Consider the following 23,379-nt stretch of genomic DNA (forward strand, 5'->3'; position numbering starts at 1 on the left):
GTGGTCAGCGGAGCACGATGTCCACGGGGTTGGCTTCGGACCGCCATTGCCCTCCGGACCCGGGTTTCGGCGCGATCACCGGGGCCGTCAGCACGCCCGAGCGGTTGGTGCGTTTGTCGCGCAGGATTTCAGTGACGGAACCAAGGTGCCGCGACAGGTCGATGACGTTTTCCGGGGCGGCCAGGAGCAGCTGGAAACCGAATTCATGCAGCGCCTTGATGCCCGCACCGGCGAACTCTTCGGACGCCAAAACGAAGGCCTCATCCATCATCACGGTGCCGTAGGTGGTGAAGCCCTGCTCTGCGATGCCCAGCTGGTAGCTCAGCGCCGCGGCCATGATGAACGCCGTAAACCGCTGCCGCTCGCCGCCGGACATGGAGCCGGTGTCCGCGTGCATGAACACCTCGTTCTTGGTGCCCGCTTTGGCGCCCTTCTTTCCGGCAGGAACGTCCACCTCGCGGTGCTCCTTGCACTGGATGAACAAGTGCCCGCGCACGTCCAGAACCTCGGCGCGCCAGCGCCGGTCCTCCGGCGTCTGCGACCCCAGCCGCTTCACGAGAGTTTCCAGCGACTTGTAACGGTTGGTGAGCTCGGCGTCGTCGTCCGTTTCCGAAGCAGCCGCACCCGCAGCGCGCGAGGGCCGCGTATGCCGCGTCTTCAGCGCGTTCTGGATGGCGTCCTTGAACTGCTTCGCGGTGGGCGGCAGCGTCTGCTTGATGTCCAGTTCCAAGAAGCTGCCCTCGTGGAAATTGACCTCGGACAGGATGCCGTTCAGCGGCAGGATGCGGCTGGTGATGGAGCGCCGCTCCTCGTCCAACAGATGCAGCAGCGTGCTGAACGATTCGTGCGTGCGCTGGTTGAAAAACTGCCGGAACTCGGCCTCCTGCGCGGGCAGTCCATCGCTGACAATCGCATGGTAGCGGGCTTCGAACTCGCTGGCCGCGCCGATCGACGTGCCGTGGTCGGCGGAGATGGCGGTGCCCCATTCGCGCACGAAGCCCTCGAAAAGGCGCGTGAGCCGCTCGGACGTGGCCTGCCCGCGCGATTCCGCCGCATGCAGCTCGCCCAGCAGCTGGGTCTTGACCCTGGCGGAGAGGTTGTCGAGCTCATGCATCTCCGTAACGTCGCCGAACCCGGTGAAGTACGGTTCCAGCGCGGTGACTGTGGAGTCCGACGGCGGCGCCTGGTTCAGGCGGGCCCGCGCGGCTTCCAGCAGCGAATCGGAGGTGGTGAGCTGGTGGTCCAGCGCCTTGTATTCGCTCTGCAGCACGGCGGCGGCCTCGGTGCTGGACTGGTGTTTCTGGCGTGCCGTCTCGATGTTGGCGCGCAGCGGTTCGAGGTCGGCCTGGGCCGCGAGGGCGTCCTTGAGCCGCTGCTTGATCCGGGAGAGTTCGTCCGTGGCAACGGCTGCCGAGACCTGGTCCCACGGGCGGTGGTCCTCGGCCACCCGGCGCAGCGCCTCGAGCTGCCGGGTCATGCCCTGGTGGGATTCCTCCCTGCTCTGGGCAAGCTCGGCGGCCTTGGCGAGTTCCTGCCGCAGGTCCGCCACCTGCCCGGCCACCAGTTCGAGCTTGGAGGCGTTGTCGAAGCCGAGTACGTAGTCCTGGCGGCTGTTGAATCGGTCGTCCTTTTCCACGGTGTGCCGGTTCCGTTTGACCACGCCGCCCAGGCTCAGGCCCCGGTCCAGCCGGGCCAGTTCGTCCGGGTCTTCCACGCAAGGGTAGGCGAAGTCGAGGGCGATGCGTTCGCGGATCCACTGCCCGGCGTCGGCCACGGACCCGGTGGTGAGGATGTCCAGCTTGGTCAGCAGGTCGCCGTCGGACACGTCCTCCACAGCCAGCGCGCCGCCGGCAAGGGGCTTGGACACGTCAACTGCGCGGATGGCACCGCGGACGGCGTGGTCGTTCAGGTACCGCGTGACGGCGGCGAAGTGCTCGCCCGGAACCAGCAGCGTGGTCGCCAGGTTGCGGAGCGCGCGCTCGGCGGCCGGCCGCCACTGTTCCTCCCCCTCGGCAAGGTCGATGAGCTCTCCCCCGAAGGGCATCAGCTCCTCGGGGACGCCCGCCGCGGCCGCGATGGCGGCCCGGTTTTCGATGCTCGACGGCGGTAACAGGGACTTCCGCGTCTTCAGCGACACGAGTTCCTGCTCGGCGGCGGCGAGCTCGCGCTTCCTGGTGGCGTGGCCGTCAAAAGCCTCGAAACGGAGCTCCTTCAACGCCTCCGAATCATCCTTGAGTTCGGCGGAGCGGGCGGCAGCCTGCTCGTGGGCCTGCTCCCAGCCCTCGGCCGACCAGTGCAGCTGAAGGCCGGCGTCGACCAGCGCCTGGCGGGCGGCCTCCTCCACCTGCTCGCGTAGCTTGAGCCCCACCCGGGCATTCTCGAGCGATTGCTCGATGGATGAGATGGCGTTGCCGCCCTGGTTGTTGTAGTCGGCTTCGAGCTGGCGCAGCTCTTTGGCCAGGCCGTCGCGGACAGCACGTTCGGCCCCGAGCTCCTTGGCCTTTACCTGCGCGAGTGCCTTGAAGCGGGCCAGGGTCTTCCCGTGCACCGTGACGGCCAGCTGCTGCCGGTAGGCCTCGAATTCCCCGCCCGCCAGTTCCCGGAGCCGGTTCGCGTCCAGCAGCGAATGGGCGTATTCCCTGTTCAGCTCCGGAACCGGGGCGAGCTGGTCGCGCTGCTGGCGCACGTCCTCGAGCCGCTGGCGGATAGACATGAGGTTGCTGAATTCCTCAACGACGCCGTCCGCCGCGGCCAGCGTGGCCGGGGCATCCAGAACCTGGTCGCGGAAGAAGGTGTTGACGCTCCCGCCCAGGCCTTTTCCGGCCTGGATGACGCGGAGCAGCGGCAGCGCCTGGTCAGAGTTGATGCCCAGGAGGCGCCGGAAACGCTCGGCGAAGGCCTTATGGACATCAAAGATCTGCGCGTCCGGGAAGATGCTTTCCAGCGCGGCCTTGGTGAAGCGCTTCTCGGCGATGTCCTCAATCGCGGGAAGGTCCAGCGGCTCGTTGTCGATCAGGTAGTACCGGCCGACGCTCGACTCCGTGCCGTTCTTCGGCAGGTCGAACAGGGCGGACACCGTCACCTTGGTGCCGGCCGCGTTGTCGAACGTCAGGGCGACGACGGACCAGGTGGCACCGGGGCGCTGGAAGGCACTGGCCGAGCCCTCGCCTACTGCTTTGTCCCCCACTTTGCCGCGCATGTACGTGAACGTGGTCCTCTTGTCCTCGACAGCTCCGCCGGAGCGCTGGGCGGCAGCCTCGTTGGAGCGCGGCCGGGCGTCGAACACGCGGAGCATGGCGTCGAACAGCGTTGACTTGCCGACGCCCGAGTTGCCCGTCAGCAGTGTGCCGTTGCGGTCCACGTGCATCGTATGCGCTCCGTGGAACGTTCCCCAGTTGACCACTTGGACCAGCGCGAGGCGCATCTGGCCGGGGTTGGTGAGCTCGCCCATCGGGAGCATGGTTGCGATGCTCACTTGGCCGCCTCCACTTCGTCAGTGTCCTCGTCAGTTTCGGCAGGCTCAACCAGCGCACTGTCGTCGAGCTCTATCAGCGCTTCCGTACCTGTGGGGTCGGCAGTGGCTGCGACCAGGGCTTCGATCTGGCCCGGGATGTCTCCGATGTTTTCGAAGGGGAGGGCCAGCGGGAGGGCGTTGGAGATTGTGTAGACGTCGTCCAGGCCTGTGGTGAGCAGGAGTTGGCGGGCCAGGAGCTTGGTGATTGCCCGGTTGACCACGTCTGAGTCGCGGAGGGCGTCCTGCTGGCCGGCCGGCTGGTAGTGCGCCACGAGCTCGGCGATTTCCTCGCGGGTGATCGTGGGATCGGTTTGGGCCGTGACGTGCCGGTCCAGCAGGAGTCTGAGGCGGAGCAGCACGATTGTTTCCACCCGGCTCAGGGCACGCTGCTGGCGAAGGATGCTCGAACGGGTGCTGCCGCCGATGGCTTCGGGGTCCACCGGGCGCAGCACTGCAATCTTGCGTTCGTGGTCCAGCTGGAGCGTGAGGAACAGTTCGAAGAGCCGGCTGCGAAGGATCAGCTGGTTGTCGAGGAGGGTTGTCCAGAGTTTCTCGTCGCGGCCGCCATCCACGTACGGGCCCTTCAGCAGCTTCACGAGGGCCTGGCGCACCTTCATGGAAAGCACGCCGGTGTCGCCCGGGAAGAGCGCGGCGCCGTCCACGAAGGTGTCGCGCGGGGTGACTCCGCCGCTGATTGAGCTTGTCGAAATCCCGGCCTCCTGGGGCTCGACAGGCTCGACCACCGGTGCAGGCTCGTCCACCGGGGTTTCCGTCGTCGTAATCTCTTCAGTCATCGGAATCCTTCTTGAGCGTGACCACCGGCAGGAAAGCCTTGCGGGTGGTGCCGTCGATCTGTTCGAACTCGACGGCGTCCCAGGCCTCGCGGTGGAAGCCTGCGCCGTCGTGGAGGGCGTGCGAGAGAAGCGCGCGGATGGAGTTGATGTGCCGTTCCTCCGGTGCGAGCTGCTCCCACGCCTCGGAAAGTGACGCTGCACCCGCAAGCGCTGCCCGGATGGCCTCGGGGCGGGCCTTGCCGGTGCGCGGCGAGCGCACGCGGTCCGAGTCGCTGAACGCGATGGGGTCGGCGAGCTTGGGCGGGGCCGCGAACTCGTCGGGATCGAACAGCTTCACCATGGCAAGGGACTCGAAGCCTGCATTGAACAGCACCGGGCCGCGGACCATGCCGGGCCGCTCGCGTTCGTAGGGCAGGGAACGGATGGCCTGTTCGGCCTCGCGCAGCACCTTGCGGAGCCGGACAGACTGGCGGAAGTCGTCGCTCTGGACGTAGGTGTTCAGGCTCTCGCTGAGCTTGCCGTAGATGCGCTGGATCTGGCTGTGCTGCTGCCTGAGCTCGGCCACCAGGTTCTTCAGTGTTTCGCGGTCCTCAGGTGAAAGGTCGTCCGCGAACTGCCGGCTCAGGACCTCGCCGATCGCCGAGCGGAAGCGCAGCTGCTGTTGCGGGTCCTCGAGGAAGGCGGTAAAGGAGCGGAAAGTCCGGCCCTCGGGGCTCTGCCTCAGCCGCTTGTCCGCCTCCAGCACCTGCGCCATGGTGGCGCCCTTGCTCAGCGATTCCTCAATGATCTGGTTGCGCAGCCCGCCGACGAGCTCCTCGATGCGGTCACGCATCTTCTTGTAGTCCGCGGGCAGGCTGGCCGCGAGGTCCAGGATGTTGCCTGCCGCCTCCACGGCCTCGTCGTCATCCAGCAGCCCGTCGAAATCGCCGGAACTGATGTCCTGGATGAGCTGCTGCCGCTCCTCGATCTCCTCTTCCAGCGACTCCAGACGGGCGCTCTGGTCCGGGTTGGTCTCGTTGGCCAGCTTCTCCACGTCGCCCAGCAGGGTTCCCAGCCGGGATCCGTTCAGGGTGGAACGTTCACTGGAAAGACTGTCCAGGAACGCCAGCACGCGGGCCGCCGGTTCCGTGACTTCGTAAACGATCTGCCCGGACTGGTTCCGCCGGGTCAGGAACTGCTTGCGTGTCCATTCGTCACCGAAGGACTTGCCGTTGGCGCTGCCACCCAGCCCCGGCTCCTGGCGGCGGAGCTGCTCAAGGAAGGAATCGACGTCGGCATGGAACTCTTCCAGCGGAAGCTGCGGCCTCGTGCGGGTGAAGGATGCCTGCAGCACCGCGATCACCCAGGGCGCGGAACGCGTGAGCGCCCAGGCGGGCCCCTTGGTGAGGAGCTCGAGGTCCCGGAGCCGTGCGCTGATGGCGTCAGCGGAGGACGTGGCTGACCGGGGCACACACTCTCCTTAAGCTGAGTTGGGGATGGTCTCGGCAGGGGAAACCGGAAAACTGCCAACTACAAGGTTAACGCAGAGGGCCTTTCACCTAAGGCGTGAGGGTGCGCGGGGCCAGGCCTGGGCCAACGAGCGTCCCGATTGGGCCGCCGCTGACCGCGCGTTGACGGGGGAGAAACGTCAGGCATGTTGCTGGTGGGGTTGCTGAGACAAAGCCGTGACCTACGGAGCAGTATGATTTCGATCCCGTATCAACAGGCGCGACCCGCCATGCAGCCTGTGGATGGACCCGGCGGCCCGCCCTAGGCTCGTGCTACTGATCCAACCGCAGCAAAGGCGCAGGGGGAAGCATGGAGTTCGACCTAAGTGCAGTGGAGACGGCAACCTTGGTGTTCACAGGAACGCTGGTTTTTGCCTTGGTGCTGGTCCTGTTCGTGGCGGCGGCGGCATGTGCCGCGTTGGTCCTGGTGGGGGTGGGGCGGCTGGCCTGGCTGATCGTCGCCGGCACCCTGCTCGGGCTGGTCCACGGCATCAACCATTTGTGGGACCGGCTGGTGCACCATGCCTCCACCGTGGAGCTGCCCGGAGATTTTCAGGGCCAGCCCTCCCCTAGCACCGGTACTTACCCGCGGGTAGCATTGAGGGACAGCTGAAGGGTTCTCCACCCGCGGCGGACCCAGGGCTCAAGCCGGTCACCGGTTAGAGGAGATGCCCCGTGAGCTCCGCCACTGAGAGTCCCGCCACCGAAGGCCAGCCCGCCCCCGCAGAAACAACGGGTCACGGCACCATCCCGCCAATGGACAGCCCGGCCTCCGAAACGCCGGTGGCCGCCGAGAAGATCGGCGCCGGCGCCTCCGCGGAGGACGCCCGCGCCGTCGCCGAGGCTGCCCGCGAGACCGCCTGGGAGCGGCCGAGCTTTGCCAAAGGCCTGTACCTCGGCAGCTTCGACCTCAGCCTCATCCATCCCTGGCCCGCGGCCAAGGCCGATGACGTGGAGCGCGGCGAAGCCTTCATGGAGCGTCTCACGGAGCTCTGCCGGACCATGTCCGGCAGGCTGATCGAGCGTGAGGCCAAAGTCCCGGACGAATACCTCAGGGGCCTGGCCGACCTCGGCGTGTTCGGCATGAAGATCCCGCTGGAGTACGGCGGCCTGGGGCTGTCGCTGGTGTATTACGGCCGGGCCCTCGCGCTGCTGGGTTCGGTGCACCCCAGCCTCGGCGCGCTGCTGTCCGCCCACCAGTCCATCGGCGTGCCCGAGCCGGTAAAGGTGTTCGGCACCGCTGAACAGAAGCAGGAATACCTGCCGCGATGCGCGGGCGGCGCCATTACCGCCTTCCTCCTCACCGAGCCCGACGTGGGCAGCGACCCCGCCAGGATGGGCAGCACCGCCGTGCCCACGGACGACGGCGAGGCATACGTTTTGGACGGCGTGAAACTTTGGACCACCAACGGAGTGATCGCGGAACTTGTGGTGGTAATGGCCGTGGTGCCGCGGCACACCGACGCCGACGGGACCGTCCACAAAGGCGGCATCACCGCCTTCGTCGTGGAGATGGACACGCCGGGCATCACGGTGGAAAACAGGAATGCCTTCATGGGCCTGCGCGGCATCGAGAACGGCGTCACCCGCTTCCACCGGGTCAGGGTTCCGGCGGCCAACAGGCTGGGCCGCGAGGGCCAGGGCCTGAAAATCGCACTGACCACCCTCAACACGGGCCGCCTCTCCATCCCCGCACTGTGTGTTGCGTCGGGCCGCTGGAGCCTGAAGATTGCCCGGGAATGGTCCAACGCCCGCACCCAGTGGGGCCGTCCGGTGGGACAGCACGAGGCCGTCAGCAAGAAAATTGCCTACATCGCCGCCACCGCCTTCGCCCTCGACGCGGTGTTTGAACTGTCCGCTGAACTGGCCGATGCCGGCCAAAAGGATGTGCGGATCGAGGCCGCCCTGGCGAAGCTGTGGTCCACCGAACGCAGCTGCCAGATTGCCGACGAACTCGTGCAGATCCGTGGCGGCCGCGGCTTCGAAACCGCCGATTCGCTGGAGGCCCGCGGCGAGCGCGCCGTCCCCGCGGAGCAGCAGCTGCGTGACCTGCGAATCAACCGGATCTTTGAAGGATCCTCGGAGATCATGAAGCTGCTCATCGCCCGTGAAGCCGTGGACGCCCACCTTGCCGCCGCCGGGGACCTGGCGTCCGTGGACGCCAGCCTCTCGGACAAGGCGAGGGCCGCCGTCGGGGCGTCCGGCTTCTACGCGAAGTGGCTGCCCAAACTCCTGGCGGGCGCCGGCATGGACCCGCGGTCCTACAGCGAGTTCGGCCGGCTCGCCAAGCAGCTCCGCTTTGTGGAACGGTCCTCGCGGCGCCTCGCCCGGCAGACGTTCTACGGCATGGGGCGCTGGCAGGCCAAGCTGGAGCATAAGCAGGCGTTCCTGGGACGGATCGTGGACATCGGCGCCGAGCTCTTCGCCATGGCCGCGTGCTGCTCCCGGGCGGAGATGCTGCTCCGCACGGCTCCGGAGCGCGGCGCCACCGCGTTCGAGCTGGCCGAGGCCTTTTGCGAGCAGGCCCGCGTGCGGGTGGACGAATACTTCGACCAGCTGTGGCGCAACACCGACGACGGCGACCGTGAACTCTCGCGCAAAGTCCTCGCCGGGGACTACGAGTGGCTCGAGGCCGGTGTGCTGGACCAGTCCGAGGGCACCGGGCCGTGGATTGCCGACGCCGCACCCCGGGCCTCGGTAAAGGAGGACCTACACCGGAAATACCGCTGAGCGCGGGACGGAACCCGCTTGCCGGCCGGCAGACGGCACGAAAACCCAAATAGTAAGCATCCTTGCTAAGTGGGATTGAACGGAGTTAGCTAGAACTGAGGCCAGCGCCTTGGTCTCGGCATTGCGTTGCCAGGCTTAGATCTGAGCCCGGTCCGTTCAATGAAAGCGAGACGTTCAATGAGCAGCCCCATAAGTTCCGAGGACAGGCGCCCCCGCCGCACCCAATCCCAACCCAGCACCGACGACACCCCGGTTTACGACGCCACGCAATCAGGCGACACGGACGCACGGAGCACGGACGAGCGCGAGGGCGGCCGGAGGGACACCGACACGCGGGCCATGAACACCCAGGCGCCCTCCGCCGAGCGCGACTACACACAGGACGCACACACCAGCGCGGTCCCGCGTACCGATCCCGGAATGGCGTCGCGGGAGATCGCCGTTGCCCGTGAAAAGGAGGCCTTCGGCGGAATCCAGGTAGGCTCGGCGTTCTTCGGCTGGCTGGCCGCTACCGGCATGGCCGTCCTGCTGACCGCCCTGGTGGCGGCCGCCGGGACAGCCGTCGGCCTCGCCACGAACACTGATGTGAACGCGGCTGTCGGACAGGCGACGACGAATCAGACAGTGGGCGTCGTGGGCATCATTATGCTGCTGGTCATCCTGTTCGTCTCCTACTACAGCGGCGGCTATGTCGCCGGCCGGATGGCGCGCTTCAACGGGGCCAAGCAGGGCTTCATGGTGTGGATCTGGGCCCTGATCGCCGCCGTGATCGTGGCCGTGCTGGGCCTGATCGCCGGGGAGCGGTTCAATATCCTCGCGCAGTTGAACAGCTTCCCGAGGATTCCCATTAACGAAGGCCAGCTCAACACCACGAGCATCATCGCCGCCGTTGTGGTCGCTGCCGTGGCCCTGGTGGGCGCCGTGCTGGGCGGGATGACCGGCATGCACTTCCACCGCAAGGTGGACCGCGCCGGCTTCACGCCCACCGCGGACTACGATGACCGCCATTAAGAGCTGCGATCAGGCCTGGTGCAGAACGACGGCGTCCAAGTAGTACCAGCGCCGGTCCACCCTGAGGAAGCGGCTCGTTTCGTGGTGGACGCCGCGTTCGCCGTCCTGCCTGAAGTGCGCCCTGAATTCCACGGTGCCCTGGGTGTCCAGCGGGCCGCCGCGGCTCGTGGACACGACGTCCAGCCGGCGCCACTCAAGGCCAGGATCGAGCTCCAGCTCCGAGGGCCGCGTGTCCGGATGCCAGGTTTTGAGCAGATAACCGGCGTCGAGGAGGACGAACGCGCTGTAGCGGGAACGCATCAGCTGTTCAGCCGTTGCGGCTTCAGCGGATCCGCGGTGGAAACGGCCGCAGCAGTCCGCGTACTGCTCTCCGGAGAGGCACGGGCAGTTACCGGCAAAGGGCTCTGGCTGGGTCACGGCATCCCCTGGAAAATGTGGTGTTTACTTGCTAATTCCGACTATATGCCTGCCTGGAGGGGCGCATCCGATAACAGGTTCGAAACAACACCGGCGGGGCCTTGTCATGCGTGCATGTCGGCAGTAAATAGTCCGTATGGTGGTTAGGGGCTGTTTCCGGTTGTGACTGTCGCGGGATGCGGCAGCCGCGGGCTGTTAGGAGGGTGAAGTGGGAGATCCGACAACGATTGCACTGAACCTGACATTTTTTGGCACGGTGTTTGTGGCCTTTGTCATGTCCATTGGGCTCTTCATTATTTTCACGGCCATGCTGCTGATCGCCGGGACCGGCCGCCTCACCGCCCTGATCGTCATGGCCCTGTTCGGCAGGTTCCCCAAAACCGACACCATCGAGCTGGTGCGGCTGTCCGCGGACGGCCAGATCGCCCGGAGTGTGCCCGTCGCAGAGTCCGCCAACAGCCACCCCGCCGAGGATCGGCCGGGAAACGCCCGGCCCGCAAAGCCCCGGCTGCCCAAGACGCAAAGCACTTCCCGCCCGGTTCGCGCGCCGCGCCCTCCCATCGACTGGAAGAAACTGCTGACCCGCGCCGGACTCGAAGAGGCGCTGCGCACCGCCGTCGTTCATCACCCCCTGGTGACAGCAGCGCGCCCGGTACCGCCGGTCCTTGCGAAGGACTGGGCGGACGCCGTTGCCGCGGCGGATGCCCGTGCCGTGGCGCGGGCCCGCGCGGCGGCTCCCACGATCGATGTCCCGGTCCGCGACGTTCCCGTCACGGGCACCGGCGAAATCGTGAAAGTTGCGCCGCTGGTGGAATCCGCCCTGCACCATGGCACCCGCGCACCGCTCACCCAGGTCCCGCCGCCGCCGTCCCACGCGCCCGGCGAAAAGGGCAGCGGAAACGGAGCAAAGAGCCCGCAGTCGGCGCAGCCATCGACCGCGAAGTCCGCCCAGCCGGCAAGGCCCGCCAAGAAGCCTGCCAACGCCGGCCACATGGCCATCCTTGATACCGGGTCCATGGTCTCGCTGTCGCAGCACACCGAATCGCGCATCCGGTCCTGATACCGCGGGGGGACCCCCGTACCAGCTCACCCCGTGCCAGCCCTGCGGGTGACACGGCCGGCGGATGACTGGCCTGCATCCCTTACCCTGAGCAACCATCTCCGCTAGCGTGAAACCCATGGAATTCAGATACCTCGGAAACAGCGGCTTCAAGATCTCGGAAATCACGTTCGGCAACTGGCTGACGCACGGCTCCCAGGTGGAGAACGACGTCGCCACCCAGTGCGTGCGGGCAGCGCTGGACGCCGGCATCAGCACCTTTGACACCGCCGACGTCTACGCCAACACCGCCGCGGAGACCGTCCTCGGCGAAGCGCTGCAGGGCGAACGGCGCCAGTCCCTGGAAATTTTCACCAAGGTCTTCGGTCCCACCGGGCCCAAGGGCAAGAACGATCTCGGCCTGTCCCGCAAGCACATCATGGAGTCGATAGACGGCTCGCTCAGCAGGCTGCAGACGGACTACGTGGACCTGTACCAGGCACACCGCTACGACGTCGAGACACCGCTGGAAGAGACCATGCAGGCGTTCGCGGACATCGTGCGGCAGGGCAAAGCGCTGTACATCGGTGTCAGCGAATGGACCGCGGAGCAGCTCCGGAACGGGCACGCGCTGGCAAAGGAACTCGGCTTCCAGCTGATCTCCAACCAGCCGCAGTACTCCATGCTCTGGCGGGTCATCGAGGAAGAGGTGGTCCCGGCGTCGGAGGAACTGGGCGTCTCCCAGATCGTGTGGTCCCCCATGGCGCAGGGCGTGCTGAGCGGCAAGTACCTGCCCGGCCAGCCGCTGCCGGAGGGCAGCCGCGCCACGGATGAAAAGGGCGGCGCCAAGATGATCCAGCGCTGGATGCGCGACGACGTCCTCACCGGCGTGCAGGAGCTCAAGCCGATCGCCGACGAAGCCGGGCTGACCATGCCGCAGCTGGCGGTGGCCTGGGTGCTGCAGAACCCGAACGTGGCGTCCGCCATTATTGGCGCCTCGCGGCCCGAGCAGATCGCGGACACCGTGGCTGCATCGGGAGTCACGCTTGAGGCGGACATCATGAAGAAGATCGACGCCGCAATCGGTTCACTCGCCGAGCGTGATCCTTCCCAGACGAAGTCCCCCGAAACGCGCGAAGGCTAGGAGGGGCCATGACAGATCTCCCTGACCTTGCCGTGACCGGCTCCACCGGCGTGCTCGGAGGGATGGTGGCGCGCCAGCTTGCGGATGCCGGCTTCGCCCAGCGCCTGCTGGTGCGCGACGCCGGCCGCGCACCGGAGCTGCAGGACGCACCGTCCGCCGTGGTCAGCTACGCGGATCCGGTGCTTGCACGTTCCGCCCTTGACGGCGTGAAGACGCTGTTCATGGTTTCCGCGGCCGAGGCCGAGGACCGGCTGCAGCAGCACTACACGTTCGTGGACGCCGCTGCCGCGGCCGGGGTGCAGCACATTGTCTACACCTCGTTCTTCGGTGCGGCGCCGGACGCGTCCTTCACCCTGGCGCGGGACCACTACGCCACGGAGGAGCGGATCCGGGCGTCCGGCATGGCCTTCACGTTCCTGCGGGACAACTTCTACCTGGACTTCCTGCCGATCCTGGCCGGGGAGGACGGCGTGGTCCGGGGGCCCGCCGGGGACGGAGTCATGGCTGCCGTGGCCCGGGAAGACATTGCCCGGAGCGCAGTGGCGGTGCTGCGGGACCCCGCCGTGCATGCCGGCTTCACCTACAACCTCACCGGGCCGGAGGACATCTCGCTGGCCCGCGCGGCCGAAGTGCTTTCCAACGCCACGGGAAGGACCGTCACGTACCACAATGAAACGCTCGAGGAGGCGTACTCCTCGCGGGCTTCCTACGGCGCTCCGGCGTGGCAGGTCAAGGCCTGGGTGAGCACGTACACGGCGATCGCGAACGGGGAGCTGGCCGGGCCGACGTCGGATGTGCACGGCCTGACGGGGCAGGACCCCATCGGGCTCGCGGAGTTCGTGAAGCTGCCGCAGATTTAGCTAGCCGGCTCGCGCGGCTAATCAGGCGCTGACGGTCCCGGGATTGACGGTCCCGGCATTGACGGTCCTGGGGGCGCGGCGTAAACCTGTGAAGTGGGGGGACGCCCGTCCGCAGAACCGAGCAGAATCGCAATGCCATGTCCAAGCTGATCTACAGACGCCGTCAGTCCGCCCGGCCGGCTCCGCATGCTGGGGAACCCACCTATGGTCCGCTCACCGCAGAGGAACTGCAGCTCGCGGTGCGAAACCACTCAATGCCGCTGGAGGCGCTCCGGGAGGACATCACGCCGCCCGGACTGCATTATGTTCTGACGCATTTCGACATCCCGCACATCGACGCCGGGTCCTGGCATTTGCGGGTCGGCGGCGCCGTGGAGCGGTCGCTGGAACTGAGCTTGGCCGCACTGAAGAAGGACCCGGCCATCAGCGTCCCCGTGACGCTGGAGTGTGCCGGCAACGGGCGCTCACTCCTGAAACCGAGGCCGCTGAGCCAGCCGTGGACGCTCGAAGCAGTGGGCACCGCGGTGTGGACGGGGGTTCCGCTGGCTTACCTGCTGGCGCAGGCCCGCGTGGAGCCCGAAGCCGTTGAGGTCGTGTTCACCGGGTTGGACGAGGGAATCCAGGGCGGCGTCCGGCAGCAGTACGCGCGGAGCCTGCCGATCGCGGAGGCGCTCCGGGCCGACGTCGTGCTTGCCTACAAGATGAACGGCAGCGAGCTCCCGCCGCAGCACGGCTATCCGCTGCGGCTGGTGGTTCCCGGTTGGTACGGCATGACGAGCGTCAAGTGGCTGCAGTCCATCCAGGTGGTGACCGTGCCGTTCCACGGCTTCCAGCAGTCGGTCGCGTACCGCTACCAGCACACCGCGGACGACGCCGGCACGCCGGTTTCGCGGATCAGGATCCGTTCGCTGATGCTTCCGCCGGGCATTCCGGACTTCTATACGCGCCGGCGCATCCTTTCCCGCGGCCCGGTGATGCTGCGCGGCCGGACCTGGTCCGGTGAAGGCGCCGTGACGGGTGTGGACGTCGGTATCGACGGCAAGTGGGCGCCCGCGCAGCTGGAGAAGGCCGGCGGCGCTTTTGCATGGCGCGGCTGGAGCTTCCCGTGGGTCGCCGATCCCGGCGAGCATGAGCTGGCCTGCCGGGCCACGGACGCAACCGGCGCCGTCCAGCCGCTCGAGCAGCACTGGAACTACCAGGGCATGGGCAACAACGTGGTCCAGCGGGTAAAGGTCAGGGTGGAGTAGCCGGGACGCTGGCACTCCGCTCCGCCCGTACTCTGGGCACATGAGCAAGCAACCAACAACGTGGCACGAAGAGCATAAGGCCCAGTTAAGCCGGGGGCAACGCGCGGCCGACGTCATGCGGAACGGCATGGGCAGCTGGCCGTTTGTGGGCGGCTTCATCGGGTTCATGATTGCCTGGGCATTGGTGAATTCCCTCGTCCTTGCGCCCACGGAGTGGGATCCCTACCCCTACATCCTGCTGAACCTGTTCCTTTCCATGCTCGCCGGGCTTCAGGGCGCCATCCTGCTCATCGCCGCCAAACGCCAGGATGCCATCGCGGCGGCCATGGCTCAGCACGACTACGACACCGATGTGCAGGCCGAAGCCGAGATCGAGCGGCTGACGGCCATCAACAACCAGCAGCTGGAGATCCTCCACGAGCTTCGCCAGCTTCTTCGCGACCGCGGGGAAGAGGCGCGTCGGGAGGGTGGTCACTCCCAGTAGTCCCCGCCGGGGGTGGCCTTTGATAGATCACCCCAGTAGTTTTTCCGCGGGCCGGGCTGCCAAGGGTCGGAACGGGGGCCGCTATACTCGGCAGCAGTCATGAGCAGCCTTCCTTCAGCACCCGCCACGGTCCGCATTGATGCCTGGCTGTGGGCCATCCGTGCCTACAAGACACGTTCCGCGGCCACTGCTGCATGCCGCGCCGGACACGTCCGGCTCAACGGAAACCCGGCCAAGGCGTCGCATTCGCTGGTCCCGGGCGACACCGTCCGCGTCCGCCAGCCGGGATATGAGCGCATCCTTGAGGTGCGCCGGCTGATCGCCAAGCGCGTCGGCGCGGAGGCGGCCTCGCACTGCTTCACCGACCACACGCCCCCGCGGCCCGCGGCCCCGGCTCTCGGCCTCCCACAGCGTGACCGCGGAACCGGGCGGCCCACCAAGAAGGACCGCCGCGAGATGGAGCGCCTCAAGGGTTCCGGCGGCTAAATGCAACGCGGGGTCACATAACGCCCAATCCGCCGTCGATATTGGGCCGTATCTGACCCCGCGTTGCTCTATTTCGGCGAGGCGGCGGCTCAGTCCGGGACGCGCTCCCGCCCGTCCCGCACCTCGAACTCCCCCACGTCCAACTCTCCGGCGCCGAACGCCGTGGGCAGCAGGGTCAGGTGGACGGCGCCGGCAGCCGTCGCCTTGTGCCCGGCCAGGGTAAAGGCCGACGGCGCGGAGCCGGTGTCGAACAGGCGCTTGCCCTGCCCCAGCACCACCGGGAACACGAAGAGCCGGTACTCGTCCACCAGACCGGCGTTGTGCAGGGCTCGGGCCAAAACGTGGCTGCCGTGCACCTGAAGCTCACGGCCGGGGCTGGATTTGAGGTCGTCGATGGCCTCGAGAATGTTGCCGGACAGAATCGTGGTGTTGTTCCATGTGGCTTCGCTGAGGGTGTTTGAGACCACGTACTTGGGCAGGCCGTTGAGCGCGGCCGCCACTGCGTTATCCGGGTCCGAGACCTGTTCCCAATAGGGTTGGAACAGCTGGTATGTGGTGCGGCCCAAGAGGATGGCGTCGGCCTCGGCGAACCAGCCGTCCACGATCCTGCCCATGTCCTCGTCCGCGTGCGGGACAAGCCAGCCGCCAAGTTCGAATCCGCCGCTGGCGTCCTCTTCCTTTCCGCCCGGGCCCTGCATGACTCCATCCAGGCTCAGGAACGTGTTGACAGTCAGTTTCATGGTTCACCTCTCGGGGGATTGCCGGGCCGGGTTCCGCCGAAATCGGCCGGACCCATGTCGAGGCGGAACGGCGGATACTCGTCCCGCATGAGTGCCACATAGGCGGCCACCCGGTACACCCAGCGGTTCAGGCCGAGCAACAGGTCAAACAGACTCCCGAGGTAGCTCCCGGTGAACAGCAGGATGAGGCCGGCGATGAAGGCCAGGAGCGATATCAGAGCGACTCCGCCGCCAGACGAGTACCGGGCGGCACCACCTGCAAAGTCGTCGTCGGACGCCACCCAGGTGCGGGAGTTGCCCGCCAGCACGCCCACGATCAGCAGGTGCGGGATGGCCAGCAGCCATGACTTCACCAGGACCAGGCCGCGGGAGAGGTGTTCCGGATAGTCGACGTCGAAGTCGGCCGGATAGTCCGTGCGGGCCAAGGTGAAGGGCGGGTAGCGGTCCGTGCCGATCGCGGAGAAGGCGTAGAAGGACACCCGCCAGCTCCAGCGCAGCACGCCCACGTTGAAGTTGAACAACGAGCGCGGGTAGCGGGCGGTGAACAGGATGGCGAACCACGCCACGATGGTGGTGATGACCAGGGCGAACCAGAGGAAGAACAGCACGATGAGGTGCGGAATCGCAAGGAACCACTTGACCAGCCACATCCAGCGCGACAGCCCCGGGTCGAGGTGCCCGCTCAGGCGGGCCGGGTATGGTGCGTTCGAAAACAGCCCGACGGCGGGTGGCGGCGGTGGTACGGCCGCCCCGCTGCCCGGGACGCCCCCGCCGTACGGCGGGCCGCCGCTGCCCGCGGAACCTCCGCCATACGGAGTGCCGGCACCATATGGGGGACCGGCACCATACGGGGGGCCGGCGGCTGCATTGGCGAGTGGAGCGGTGCCGCCGGGTCCAGCTGCGGGCGGTCCCGCCGTCGGATATTGCGGCGGCGGGCCGTGCCGTCCGAGACCCATGGCACCGGCGACGATCAGCGGGACGCCGACGGCCAGGAGCACGATGCCGGAGATCAGCAGTCCCACGAACAAGGGCCACAGCAGGTCCGAACGGATGCCGCCCTGCAGTTCGGCGGCGATGGGCGCGCTGGCATCTGCATTCATCACCACGATTGCCCAGCTGCCGGGGCGAAGGTCCCACCTGAGTTCCTGGGTGCCGGCGCCAGTGGCAGAAGCCGTCCAGAAGGTCTGGGCACTGGGGCGTGCAGGGGTGCGCGCGCCCGGAATTTCACGGTAAGCAACCCTGAAGGGCCTTGTTTCAAGGTCCCGGATTTCCGATCGTTTGACCCCCTCCAGATACCGCTCCATGTCCGGCTGCGGGGCGATGCCGATGAAGATGTCCTTGCCGGCTGTGCCTGACGCGCCGCGGATGAGGATGCTGCCGGCGCTGTCAGACGGGATGACACCGGGGAGACGTTGGCCCGCCATGATGTCCAGCCCGACGGATGTGATGGCGTTGGAGCTGGCCTCGAAGCGCTCCGTTGACGAGGTGAAGTAGCCCTCGTCGCGCTGCTGGAAGTTGAGCCATCCGACTCCCGCTGCGCCGGCGAGCAGCCCCAGGCCCAGAAGCGCCGAGAGCGTGCCCAGGACGAGCATCACGATGCGGCTTGGTTTCATGGCCGCGTTCCTTTCCTGATTAGTGGCCTACGGCGCACTACGGGTGCAAAGCCGCGAGGAGTTCCTTTGCCCAGGCGGTGGCCTTCTCAAGTTCTCCGGGGCGCAGCGGTCCCTCGCTGCCGCGGACGTAGAAGGGCATCGGCTTGGCAATGATGTGGGCACCGTCTGCCCGGAGCGTTTCCGTGATCTTCCGGGCCGCGTCGCCGTGGATGAAGAGCCGGACGCGGGTGTCGAACGCGGCGGCCCTGACGCCGTCGAGCTGTCCGTTGCCGAGCGCTGACAGCAGCTCGGTGATTTTCGGCGTCGGACGCCAGCCGTTGATCGGGCTCCCGACGACGAGGAGGTCGCCCAGGGCCAGGTCACCGGGGTTGAAGTCACCTACCGGCACGGCCTCGGCAGGAAGCGGATCCAGTGATGCCGCGATCGTCGAGGCAACCTCCTTCGTGTTGCCGTAGGCGGAGTCGTAGACAATGTGCGCCTTCATACTCTCTCCCGGCTCTTGGCTGCCGGCGGCGGATCCAGGATGCGCAAAGGGCAAAGCAGCCCTGAACTTCCGGCAGCGGCCGCCAGGCGGTTGAGCTGGGCTGGATCGTGAAGGGCCGTGACGGCATCCGACGCAGCGCGCGCATGGGTCAGGTCTATGACGATCTCCCGGCCGGGCAGGAGAGCGCTTGTCCGGCGGGCCACCACATAAAGTGCCCTCAGGTTCGCGGCCGTCAGCGTGCCACGCACGTCGATGCGCGCCGATTCCATGTTGGCGTCGATGCGGACGTGGACTTTAAGCCGGTGCTGGGTGGAGGTTCTGTCCACCGCGGTCACGCCTCTCCGGCGGGGAATGTGACTCCGGCGGGCAGCGTGAGTCCGGCGGGCAGCGGCGGTGGCTGACGAATCTGTCCAGGGTCAATCTGCTTCTTCATGCGGCCGCGGCCTCCCCGTTTCCTGCTCCTGCGGGAAACGGCGGGTTCACGGTGCCATTCCCCAACACGTGGTGAGACCCGGTGACGCCAGCGACCACGGATCCTCCCCCGGACTTCTTTGTCAGAACCGCGTCACGTCCAGAATGCACCTTCAGGCGTGCGCTGTGAAGAGGGCCAAAGTCGCGGGCAGGAGGTCCGGCCCGGATTGTTGCCCGGGCATTCGGCCCATAACCTGTTTCCTATGCTCTTCGACCAAGAGGGACACCCACTGCCTGACATCATTCTGGCTTCCGTCAGGCAGCCGGGGGACCCTGCACTGTTGAACATCCACATCTCAGACGGCGCGGTCACCCGCCTCAGCCCTGCGGGCGAGCGGCCGCCCGCCGATGTCCCCGTGATTGACCTCGATGGCCGGTACGTCATTCCAGGGCTGTGGGACGAGCACGTGCACATGACGCAGTGGGCCCTGGCGGCCAACCGGATCGATCTTTCCCTCGCGGCGTCGGCGCGGGAGGCCGCGGGGGTGGTGCGCGCCCGGTTGGCGGACGCCGACCGGAGCCTGACTGTGGTGGGGGTCGGGTTCCGCGATGCGGTGTGGGAGGACGTCCCCAGCCGTGAAATGCTCGACGACGTCACTCACCGGGTGCCGACGGCACTGATCAGCCACGACCTCCACTGCGTGTGGCTGAACTCAGCCGCGGCTTCGAGGTACGGCGTTGAGGTGGATGCCGGCGGCCTGCTGCGCGAGGACGCTGCGTTCGCCCTGACCCGCGAGCTGGGACGTTTGCCTGATGAGGTTGTTGATTCGTGGGTCCGGACTGCTTCCCGGGAGGCCGCCGCACGGGGAATCGTGGGCGTGGTCGACTTCGAGATGACCTGGAACCGCGACGTCTGGCTGCGCCGGGTGGCCGGCGGCTTCGACTCGTTCAGGATCGACGCGGGCGTCTATCCTGATGACCTGGCCCGGGCGGTCGCCGCGGGCATGCGGACCGGGCAGGAGCCCGACGGCGGGGCAGGCCTTTTGCGCGTCGGCCCGCTGAAGGTGCTCATAGACGGATCCCTGAACACGCGCACCGCGTACTGCGTGGACCCGTATCCGCACGGCGGCCACGGGATGCTGACCGTCAGCGAAGCGGAGCTGCTGGCGCTGCTGGTCAGGGCCCGGGAGTCCGGGTTCGTTCCGGCCGTCCATGCGATTGGCGACGGCGCAAACCAGGTGGCACTGGATGCTTTCGCCGCCGCCGGGATCCCGGGCCGGATTGAGCATGCCCAGTTTGTGCGGCACGAGGACTTTGCCCGCTTTGGCGAGCTGGGCCTGACCGCCAGCGTCCAGCCCGCGCATGCCCTGGACGACCGGGACGCCGCCGAGGCCAACTGGAGCGGGCGCACCGACCGGGCCTTCCCGCTGCGGTCCCTGCTCGAGGCCGGCGCGGTGCTGGCACTCGGCTCCGATGCGCCGGTGGCTGTACTTGATCCGTGGGTAGCGATGTCGGCCGCGACCACCCGATCGCGTTTGGACGGGCGCGGACCGTGGCATCCGGAGCAGGCTCTCACTCGGCGGGAAGCGCTCATGGCTTCGACCCGGGGACGCGGCCTGATCCGGGTAGGGGACCCTGCGGACATCGCTGTGCTCGACGCCGATCCGCTGTCCGTGCCGGACGAGGTGTTCGCCGGGATGCCGGTCGCTGCGACACTGGTGGCGGGCAGGTTTACGCACCGCGGCTCCGGCGTTTAGACCCCTTTGGCCCGGGCCTGGACGAGGTTGGCGAAGGGGAGCCTGCCGAAGTGTTCGCGGAATTCGGCGTGGTACCTGGCTTCGGCGAGGTTCACCTCCTCTGCGGCCAGCTCCTTCCACGCGATGAGCAGGGTCCGGGAGTCGGCGAGCTGCCAAATCAGTCGACCGTCCCAGTGCCCGGGCGGCTTGCCCTTTCCGAAGTCCACGAACTCCTGGATCTGCCTGCAGAGGCCGCGGTTTCCCTTGCTTCCGGGGCCCGCCTTACCCAGGTAAATAACGTCCGCGTCCTCGACCCATTCGGCGTGGAGCGCTTCCGCCCGGAGCGACGGGTCCTTCTTCTTGAACACCCCGGCGGTGCTCTTGGCCAGGAACCGCGGCTCGAAGCCCTCGGGGCGGAGCACTGCGAAGATCCCGGGCCGCTGCGGAACCCGGTTGATTTCGAGGTCCCCGACAGGCCGGAATCCCGTGAACCCGTCGTCCTTCAGCGCTTGTTTGGAGATAGGCAATGGGTTCCTTGGATCGGGGCGGTCATTCCCTTCAAGCTTACGAAAGTACTCCGGCCCTCACGCGCGGGTGAAGGTGCCGAGCCCCGTCTGGTCGTAGAAGTCGAGCCTGACGCTGGCTGCCGTGCCGCCCGCCCCTCCGGTGAAGATTGCGCCTGCCAGGCCGTTGCCATTCTCTCCAATGGATTCAAAGCTGAACGTATCGCCGTCGAAGTGGGTGAGCCTGAACGTTGTGGCCTTGGCAGCCGGGCCCATTTTCAGGGCAAGTCCGCGGCCATCCTCGGCGACAGCCAGTGCCCCGTAGTAGGAATTAGCGTAGCTGCCGGTGTAGAAAGTGCTGGTCCGCGCTGGTTGGGTGTGGTCCGGTGCCTTGGAGTAGTCCGTCTTCGGCTTCTCCGCCTCATCGATCTGCCGGAACGCCCGGGCGGTAAAACCAAGCCAGTCGACGGTCGGCGCACCGTTCTGAGCCGCGTCCAAGAAGCCCGCGCTGATGGCTTCCGGGATTCCCTGGGGACGTCCGTTGGTGAGGACCACGATGCCAAGCTGCTCACCCGGAAGCATGGAGACGGCGGTCGCTGCTCCAAGGTTGAAGGCTCCGGAGTGCCCCAGCAGGAGCCGGGCATGGTCGTCGTAGGAGACATTCCAGCCGAGGCCGTAAAAGCGTGTGCGGGCTCCCGGCGTGGCGGGCAGCCCTGAGACGGCGTGCGGAACGTGGGTGACGCCAAGGGCCTCCGGCTCGATGATCTGCTTCCCCTCATAGCTGCCGTTGGCGAGCTGCAGACGGAGCCAGCGGGCAAGGTCCCGGATTGTGGAGCTGGCGCCACCGGCCGGGGCCTCCGCATCGGCGTCGCGGTTGTACTTGGCCACCCAGGTCCTGTTCCCGACCGGCACGTGGATGAGCGCCCTGTTCGGCGCCTTTTGGTAGTCCGCGTGCCGGTAGCTGGTGTCGGTCATGTTGAGTGGCTTGAACAATATCTCGTCCGCCAAGTCCTCCCAGGGCATCTTCATGGCATCAGCGACTGCCTGGGCGCCCGCGGTGTAGCCGAAGTTGCTGTAGTTGTAGCTGGCCCGGAATGAGTCCAGCGGCTGCTGGTCGAGGTGGCTGAGGATATAGGACCCGTCGAAGCCAAGGTCTTCCAGAAGATCGCCCGAGCCTGTCCGGAGACCGCCCTGGTGCGACAGCAGATCCGCGATGGTCGCATTCCGGGTGACGAATGGGTCTTTCAAGGAAAAGGCAGGCGTTCGGCTGATGACCATATCCGTCCATTTGAGGGCGTTGCGGGCCACGGCTCCGGCCGCCACTGTGGAGGCAAGCGGTTTGGACACCGACGCCAGCTGGAAGACCGTGTCGGCGTCGACCTGCTCCGTCTTCCCGGCCGCCCGCACGCCGAAGCCCTTGGCGTACACGGACTGGTCCCGGTAGACCACCGCCACGGCGATCCCGGGAACCCCAGTGCTCGCCATGGCGCTTTGGACCATCCCGTCGAGCTTGGCCAGTGCATCGCTGACCTTCTGCGGGTTGAGCAGCGGCTTGACCTGTGGTTCCGGCGCAGGGAGCAACGACGCCGGCGCGCTCGGGTCGCCGGGCTCGCCGGCGGGCCTGGCTGCGGCAGTGCAGGCGGACAGAAGCGGGGTCCCCGCAATTCCAGCGGCTCCGATCCCTATCGCTTTCAGAAGCGACCGGCGGTCCGGGGATGCGGAACTGGTCCTGGTCACGGCGATCTCCTCAAGTTCATGGGCACCAGGCTCGCCCTTCGCGCCGAGGGAGGGCTGTCGCGCTGGCTTTCTTCCCTCATGATGAACCTGTGCCGGCGCCGGAGAAAGATCCAATGCCCAGGCAGCACCACCCATCCGCCCATTTCGAGGACTGAACAGCCGGAAGACGCCGGTCCGCAGCCACGACTGTGAACTCCCCGCGCACCCAAACCGGCAAAAGCGTACAGTGGAACAAGACGCCTGATTCTGGACGCCTTGCTGCTGAGGGAGAGATCGTGACGATTGACTGGGACGAAAAAAAGGCCCTGCTACAGGAACCGAACATTGCGGCGGTAACGCAGCTGTGCGACGAACTCATGGAAAAGAAGCCGGGATCCACCGTCCCCTACATTGACCCCATCCATGACGAGGACGAGTGCCGCATCGTCAGCCTCCACGTCAGCCCGGGCAAGGGCACCGAGTCCGGATTCGTGTCCCACTTCAACGACGATGAAGCCGCCCGCCGGGCCACCCAGATCTACGAGCTCGCGGAACTCGACCCTCGCTACGTCATGCCGTGGAACGCCTACCCCTGGGTTCGGGATCCTGACCTGCCGTCGGCTCTGAACGTCCAGGAGAAAACGGACGGCCTGCGCCCCTTCCGCCAGTTCCTGAAAATCAATAAACGCGTCTCGGCCGTCATCGCCCACGGCACCGACGCCTCGACCTTCCTGACCCTCTTCGAGAAGACCTACCACTCCTCACTGAAGAACAACGGCATCAAAATCTACAAGGCCAGCGCGCTCGGCGGGCGGGCCTTTGCTGTTTCCGAGGCCAAGCAGGAGGAGCTCCTCACCAAGAGCGTGGACATCTACAAGGACGCCATGCAGCGGGCGGGCATCCAGCACCTGTAGTTCCGCCACGTCCGACAAATTACGGGCCAATGGGCGCCGGGAGGGATCT

The 23,379-nt window shown here is 66.9% G+C and carries 21 protein-coding genes; 11 read left to right on the forward strand and 10 right to left on the reverse strand.

Features of this window, described 5'->3' with window-relative positions; genetic code table 11:
- Positions 1 to 4 precede the first annotated feature (4 nt).
- From AC1DDG_RS18340 to AC1DDG_RS18350, 3 genes are read right to left on the reverse strand one after another with little or no spacing between them, the layout of a single operon-like run.
- A complete protein-coding gene (locus tag AC1DDG_RS18340) occupies positions 5 to 3,475 on the reverse strand; it encodes an ATP-binding protein (protein WP_476877183.1) in 3,471 nt (1,156 codons plus the stop codon).
- A complete protein-coding gene (locus AC1DDG_RS18345; protein ID WP_476877184.1) occupies positions 3,472 to 4,308 on the reverse strand; it encodes a DUF4194 domain-containing protein in 837 nt (278 codons plus the stop codon). The genes AC1DDG_RS18340 and AC1DDG_RS18345 overlap by 4 nt, the downstream gene beginning before the upstream one ends.
- Positions 4,301 to 5,758 carry a DUF3375 family protein gene (locus tag AC1DDG_RS18350; protein WP_476877185.1) on the reverse strand — a complete coding sequence of 486 codons (1,458 nt, stop codon included), beginning with the start codon at positions 5,756 to 5,758 and terminating at the stop codon, positions 4,301 to 4,303. The genes AC1DDG_RS18345 and AC1DDG_RS18350 overlap by 8 nt, the downstream gene beginning before the upstream one ends.
- A 347-nt stretch (positions 5,759 to 6,105) precedes the next feature.
- On the opposite strand from AC1DDG_RS18350, the gene AC1DDG_RS18355 reads away from it, so the two are divergent.
- The 3 genes from AC1DDG_RS18355 to AC1DDG_RS18365 all read left to right on the forward strand — a co-directional run bounded on the left by AC1DDG_RS18355 (position 6,106) and on the right by AC1DDG_RS18365 (position 9,536).
- A complete protein-coding gene (locus AC1DDG_RS18355; RefSeq protein WP_476877186.1) occupies positions 6,106 to 6,408 on the forward strand; it encodes a hypothetical protein in 303 nt (100 codons plus the stop codon).
- Positions 6,409 to 6,470: 62 nt separating this feature from the next.
- Complete coding sequence (locus AC1DDG_RS18360) at positions 6,471 to 8,525, forward strand: acyl-CoA dehydrogenase family protein (protein WP_476877187.1); 2,055 nt, start codon at positions 6,471 to 6,473, stop codon at positions 8,523 to 8,525.
- A gap of 177 nt (positions 8,526 to 8,702) precedes the next feature.
- Complete coding sequence (locus AC1DDG_RS18365) at positions 8,703 to 9,536, forward strand: TIGR04086 family membrane protein (protein ID WP_476877188.1); 834 nt, start codon at positions 8,703 to 8,705, stop codon at positions 9,534 to 9,536.
- Positions 9,537 to 9,545: 9 nt separating this feature from the next.
- Here AC1DDG_RS18365 and AC1DDG_RS18370 read toward each other — a convergent pair whose 3' ends face one another.
- On the reverse strand, positions 9,546 to 9,953 hold the full coding sequence (locus AC1DDG_RS18370; protein ID WP_230120286.1) for a YchJ family protein: 408 nt from the start codon (positions 9,951 to 9,953) through the stop codon (positions 9,546 to 9,548).
- A 208-nt stretch (positions 9,954 to 10,161) separates the two neighbouring features.
- On the opposite strand from AC1DDG_RS18370, the gene AC1DDG_RS18375 reads away from it, so the two are divergent.
- From AC1DDG_RS18375 to AC1DDG_RS18400, 6 genes are all read left to right on the forward strand, one after another.
- On the forward strand, positions 10,162 to 11,013 hold the full coding sequence (locus AC1DDG_RS18375; protein ID WP_476877189.1) for a hypothetical protein: 852 nt from the start codon (positions 10,162 to 10,164) through the stop codon (positions 11,011 to 11,013).
- A 118-nt stretch (positions 11,014 to 11,131) separates the two neighbouring features.
- Positions 11,132 to 12,136: an aldo/keto reductase family protein gene (locus tag AC1DDG_RS18380; RefSeq protein ID WP_476877190.1), complete on the forward strand. Its 1,005-nt coding sequence runs from the start codon at positions 11,132 to 11,134 to the stop codon at positions 12,134 to 12,136.
- 8 nt (positions 12,137 to 12,144) lie between these two features.
- Positions 12,145 to 12,996: an SDR family oxidoreductase gene (locus tag AC1DDG_RS18385; protein ID WP_476877191.1), complete on the forward strand. Its 852-nt coding sequence runs from the start codon at positions 12,145 to 12,147 to the stop codon at positions 12,994 to 12,996.
- 137 nt (positions 12,997 to 13,133) lie between these two features.
- Positions 13,134 to 14,243, forward strand: coding sequence for a sulfite oxidase (locus tag AC1DDG_RS18390; RefSeq protein ID WP_476877192.1), 1,110 nt, complete (start codon positions 13,134 to 13,136; stop codon positions 14,241 to 14,243).
- Positions 14,244 to 14,283: 40 nt separating this feature from the next.
- Positions 14,284 to 14,727: a DUF1003 domain-containing protein gene (locus tag AC1DDG_RS18395; RefSeq protein ID WP_476877193.1), complete on the forward strand. Its 444-nt coding sequence runs from the start codon at positions 14,284 to 14,286 to the stop codon at positions 14,725 to 14,727.
- Positions 14,728 to 14,826: 99 nt separating this feature from the next.
- Positions 14,827 to 15,213 carry an RNA-binding S4 domain-containing protein gene (locus AC1DDG_RS18400; protein WP_230120293.1) on the forward strand — a complete coding sequence of 129 codons (387 nt, stop codon included), beginning with the start codon at positions 14,827 to 14,829 and terminating at the stop codon, positions 15,211 to 15,213.
- 89 nt (positions 15,214 to 15,302) lie between these two features.
- Here the strand turns inward: AC1DDG_RS18400 and AC1DDG_RS18405 are convergent, their stop codons facing one another.
- Genes AC1DDG_RS18405 through AC1DDG_RS18420 form a run of 4 tightly spaced genes read right to left on the reverse strand, consistent with a single transcriptional unit; the run spans position 15,303 to position 18,376 of the window.
- The gene (locus AC1DDG_RS18405) at positions 15,303 to 15,953 is read right to left on the reverse strand and encodes a dihydrofolate reductase family protein (protein WP_476877194.1); all 651 of its coding nucleotides are present in this window, start codon (positions 15,951 to 15,953) and stop codon (positions 15,303 to 15,305) included.
- Complete coding sequence (locus AC1DDG_RS18410) at positions 15,950 to 17,566, reverse strand: DUF4389 domain-containing protein (RefSeq protein ID WP_476877195.1); 1,617 nt, start codon at positions 17,564 to 17,566, stop codon at positions 15,950 to 15,952. The genes AC1DDG_RS18405 and AC1DDG_RS18410 overlap by 4 nt, the downstream gene beginning before the upstream one ends.
- A gap of 37 nt (positions 17,567 to 17,603) precedes the next feature.
- Positions 17,604 to 18,050, reverse strand: coding sequence for a flavodoxin family protein (locus AC1DDG_RS18415; RefSeq protein WP_476877196.1), 447 nt, complete (start codon positions 18,048 to 18,050; stop codon positions 17,604 to 17,606).
- Entirely contained in the window at positions 18,047 to 18,376 is a 330-nt protein-coding gene (locus tag AC1DDG_RS18420) for a hypothetical protein (RefSeq protein WP_476877197.1), read from the reverse strand. The genes AC1DDG_RS18415 and AC1DDG_RS18420 overlap by 4 nt, the downstream gene beginning before the upstream one ends.
- A 348-nt stretch (positions 18,377 to 18,724) precedes the next feature.
- Between AC1DDG_RS18420 and AC1DDG_RS18425 the strand changes: the two genes are divergently transcribed.
- Positions 18,725 to 20,218 (forward strand): amidohydrolase, encoded by a 1,494-nt coding sequence (locus AC1DDG_RS18425; protein WP_476877198.1) that lies wholly within the window; start codon positions 18,725 to 18,727, stop codon positions 20,216 to 20,218.
- Here AC1DDG_RS18425 and AC1DDG_RS18430 read toward each other — a convergent pair.
- A complete protein-coding gene (locus tag AC1DDG_RS18430) occupies positions 20,215 to 20,724 on the reverse strand; it encodes a hypothetical protein (RefSeq protein WP_476877199.1) in 510 nt (169 codons plus the stop codon). The two genes, AC1DDG_RS18425 and AC1DDG_RS18430, sit on opposite strands and share 4 nt — an antisense overlap.
- A 57-nt stretch (positions 20,725 to 20,781) precedes the next feature.
- A complete protein-coding gene (locus AC1DDG_RS18435) occupies positions 20,782 to 22,437 on the reverse strand; it encodes a serine hydrolase (protein ID WP_476877200.1) in 1,656 nt (551 codons plus the stop codon).
- Between the two features lie 275 nt (positions 22,438 to 22,712).
- Here AC1DDG_RS18435 and AC1DDG_RS18440 point away from each other — a divergent pair, with 275 nt between their 5' ends.
- Entirely contained in the window at positions 22,713 to 23,330 is a 618-nt protein-coding gene (locus AC1DDG_RS18440; RefSeq protein WP_230120308.1) for a uracil-DNA glycosylase family protein, read from the forward strand.
- Positions 23,331 to 23,379 lie beyond the last annotated feature (49 nt).

It is taken from the genome of Arthrobacter sp. 10L430 (assembly GCF_056395245.1).

What these genes read in the sequence shown, in the direction of transcription:
- AC1DDG_RS18345 (WP_476877184.1), bottom strand. Translation starts at nt 4,308, where the DNA reads ATGACTGAAGAGATTACGACGACGGAAACCCCGGTGGACGAGCCTGCA.
- AC1DDG_RS18355 (WP_476877186.1), top strand. Translation starts at nt 6,106, where the DNA reads ATGGAGTTCGACCTAAGTGCAGTGGAGACGGCAACCTTGGTGTTCACA.
- AC1DDG_RS18365 (WP_476877188.1), top strand. Translation starts at nt 8,703, where the DNA reads ATGAGCAGCCCCATAAGTTCCGAGGACAGGCGCCCCCGCCGCACCCAA.
- AC1DDG_RS18380 (WP_476877190.1), top strand. Translation starts at nt 11,132, where the DNA reads ATGGAATTCAGATACCTCGGAAACAGCGGCTTCAAGATCTCGGAAATC.
- AC1DDG_RS18385 (WP_476877191.1), top strand. Translation starts at nt 12,145, where the DNA reads ATGACAGATCTCCCTGACCTTGCCGTGACCGGCTCCACCGGCGTGCTC.
- AC1DDG_RS18390 (WP_476877192.1), top strand. Translation starts at nt 13,134, where the DNA reads ATGTCCAAGCTGATCTACAGACGCCGTCAGTCCGCCCGGCCGGCTCCG.
- AC1DDG_RS18395 (WP_476877193.1), top strand. Translation starts at nt 14,284, where the DNA reads ATGAGCAAGCAACCAACAACGTGGCACGAAGAGCATAAGGCCCAGTTA.
- AC1DDG_RS18400 (WP_230120293.1), top strand. Translation starts at nt 14,827, where the DNA reads ATGAGCAGCCTTCCTTCAGCACCCGCCACGGTCCGCATTGATGCCTGG.
- AC1DDG_RS18405 (WP_476877194.1), bottom strand. Translation starts at nt 15,953, where the DNA reads ATGAAACTGACTGTCAACACGTTCCTGAGCCTGGATGGAGTCATGCAG.
- AC1DDG_RS18410 (WP_476877195.1), bottom strand. Translation starts at nt 17,566, where the DNA reads ATGAAACCAAGCCGCATCGTGATGCTCGTCCTGGGCACGCTCTCGGCG.
- AC1DDG_RS18415 (WP_476877196.1), bottom strand. Translation starts at nt 18,050, where the DNA reads ATGAAGGCGCACATTGTCTACGACTCCGCCTACGGCAACACGAAGGAG.
- AC1DDG_RS18425 (WP_476877198.1), top strand. Translation starts at nt 18,725, where the DNA reads ATGCTCTTCGACCAAGAGGGACACCCACTGCCTGACATCATTCTGGCT.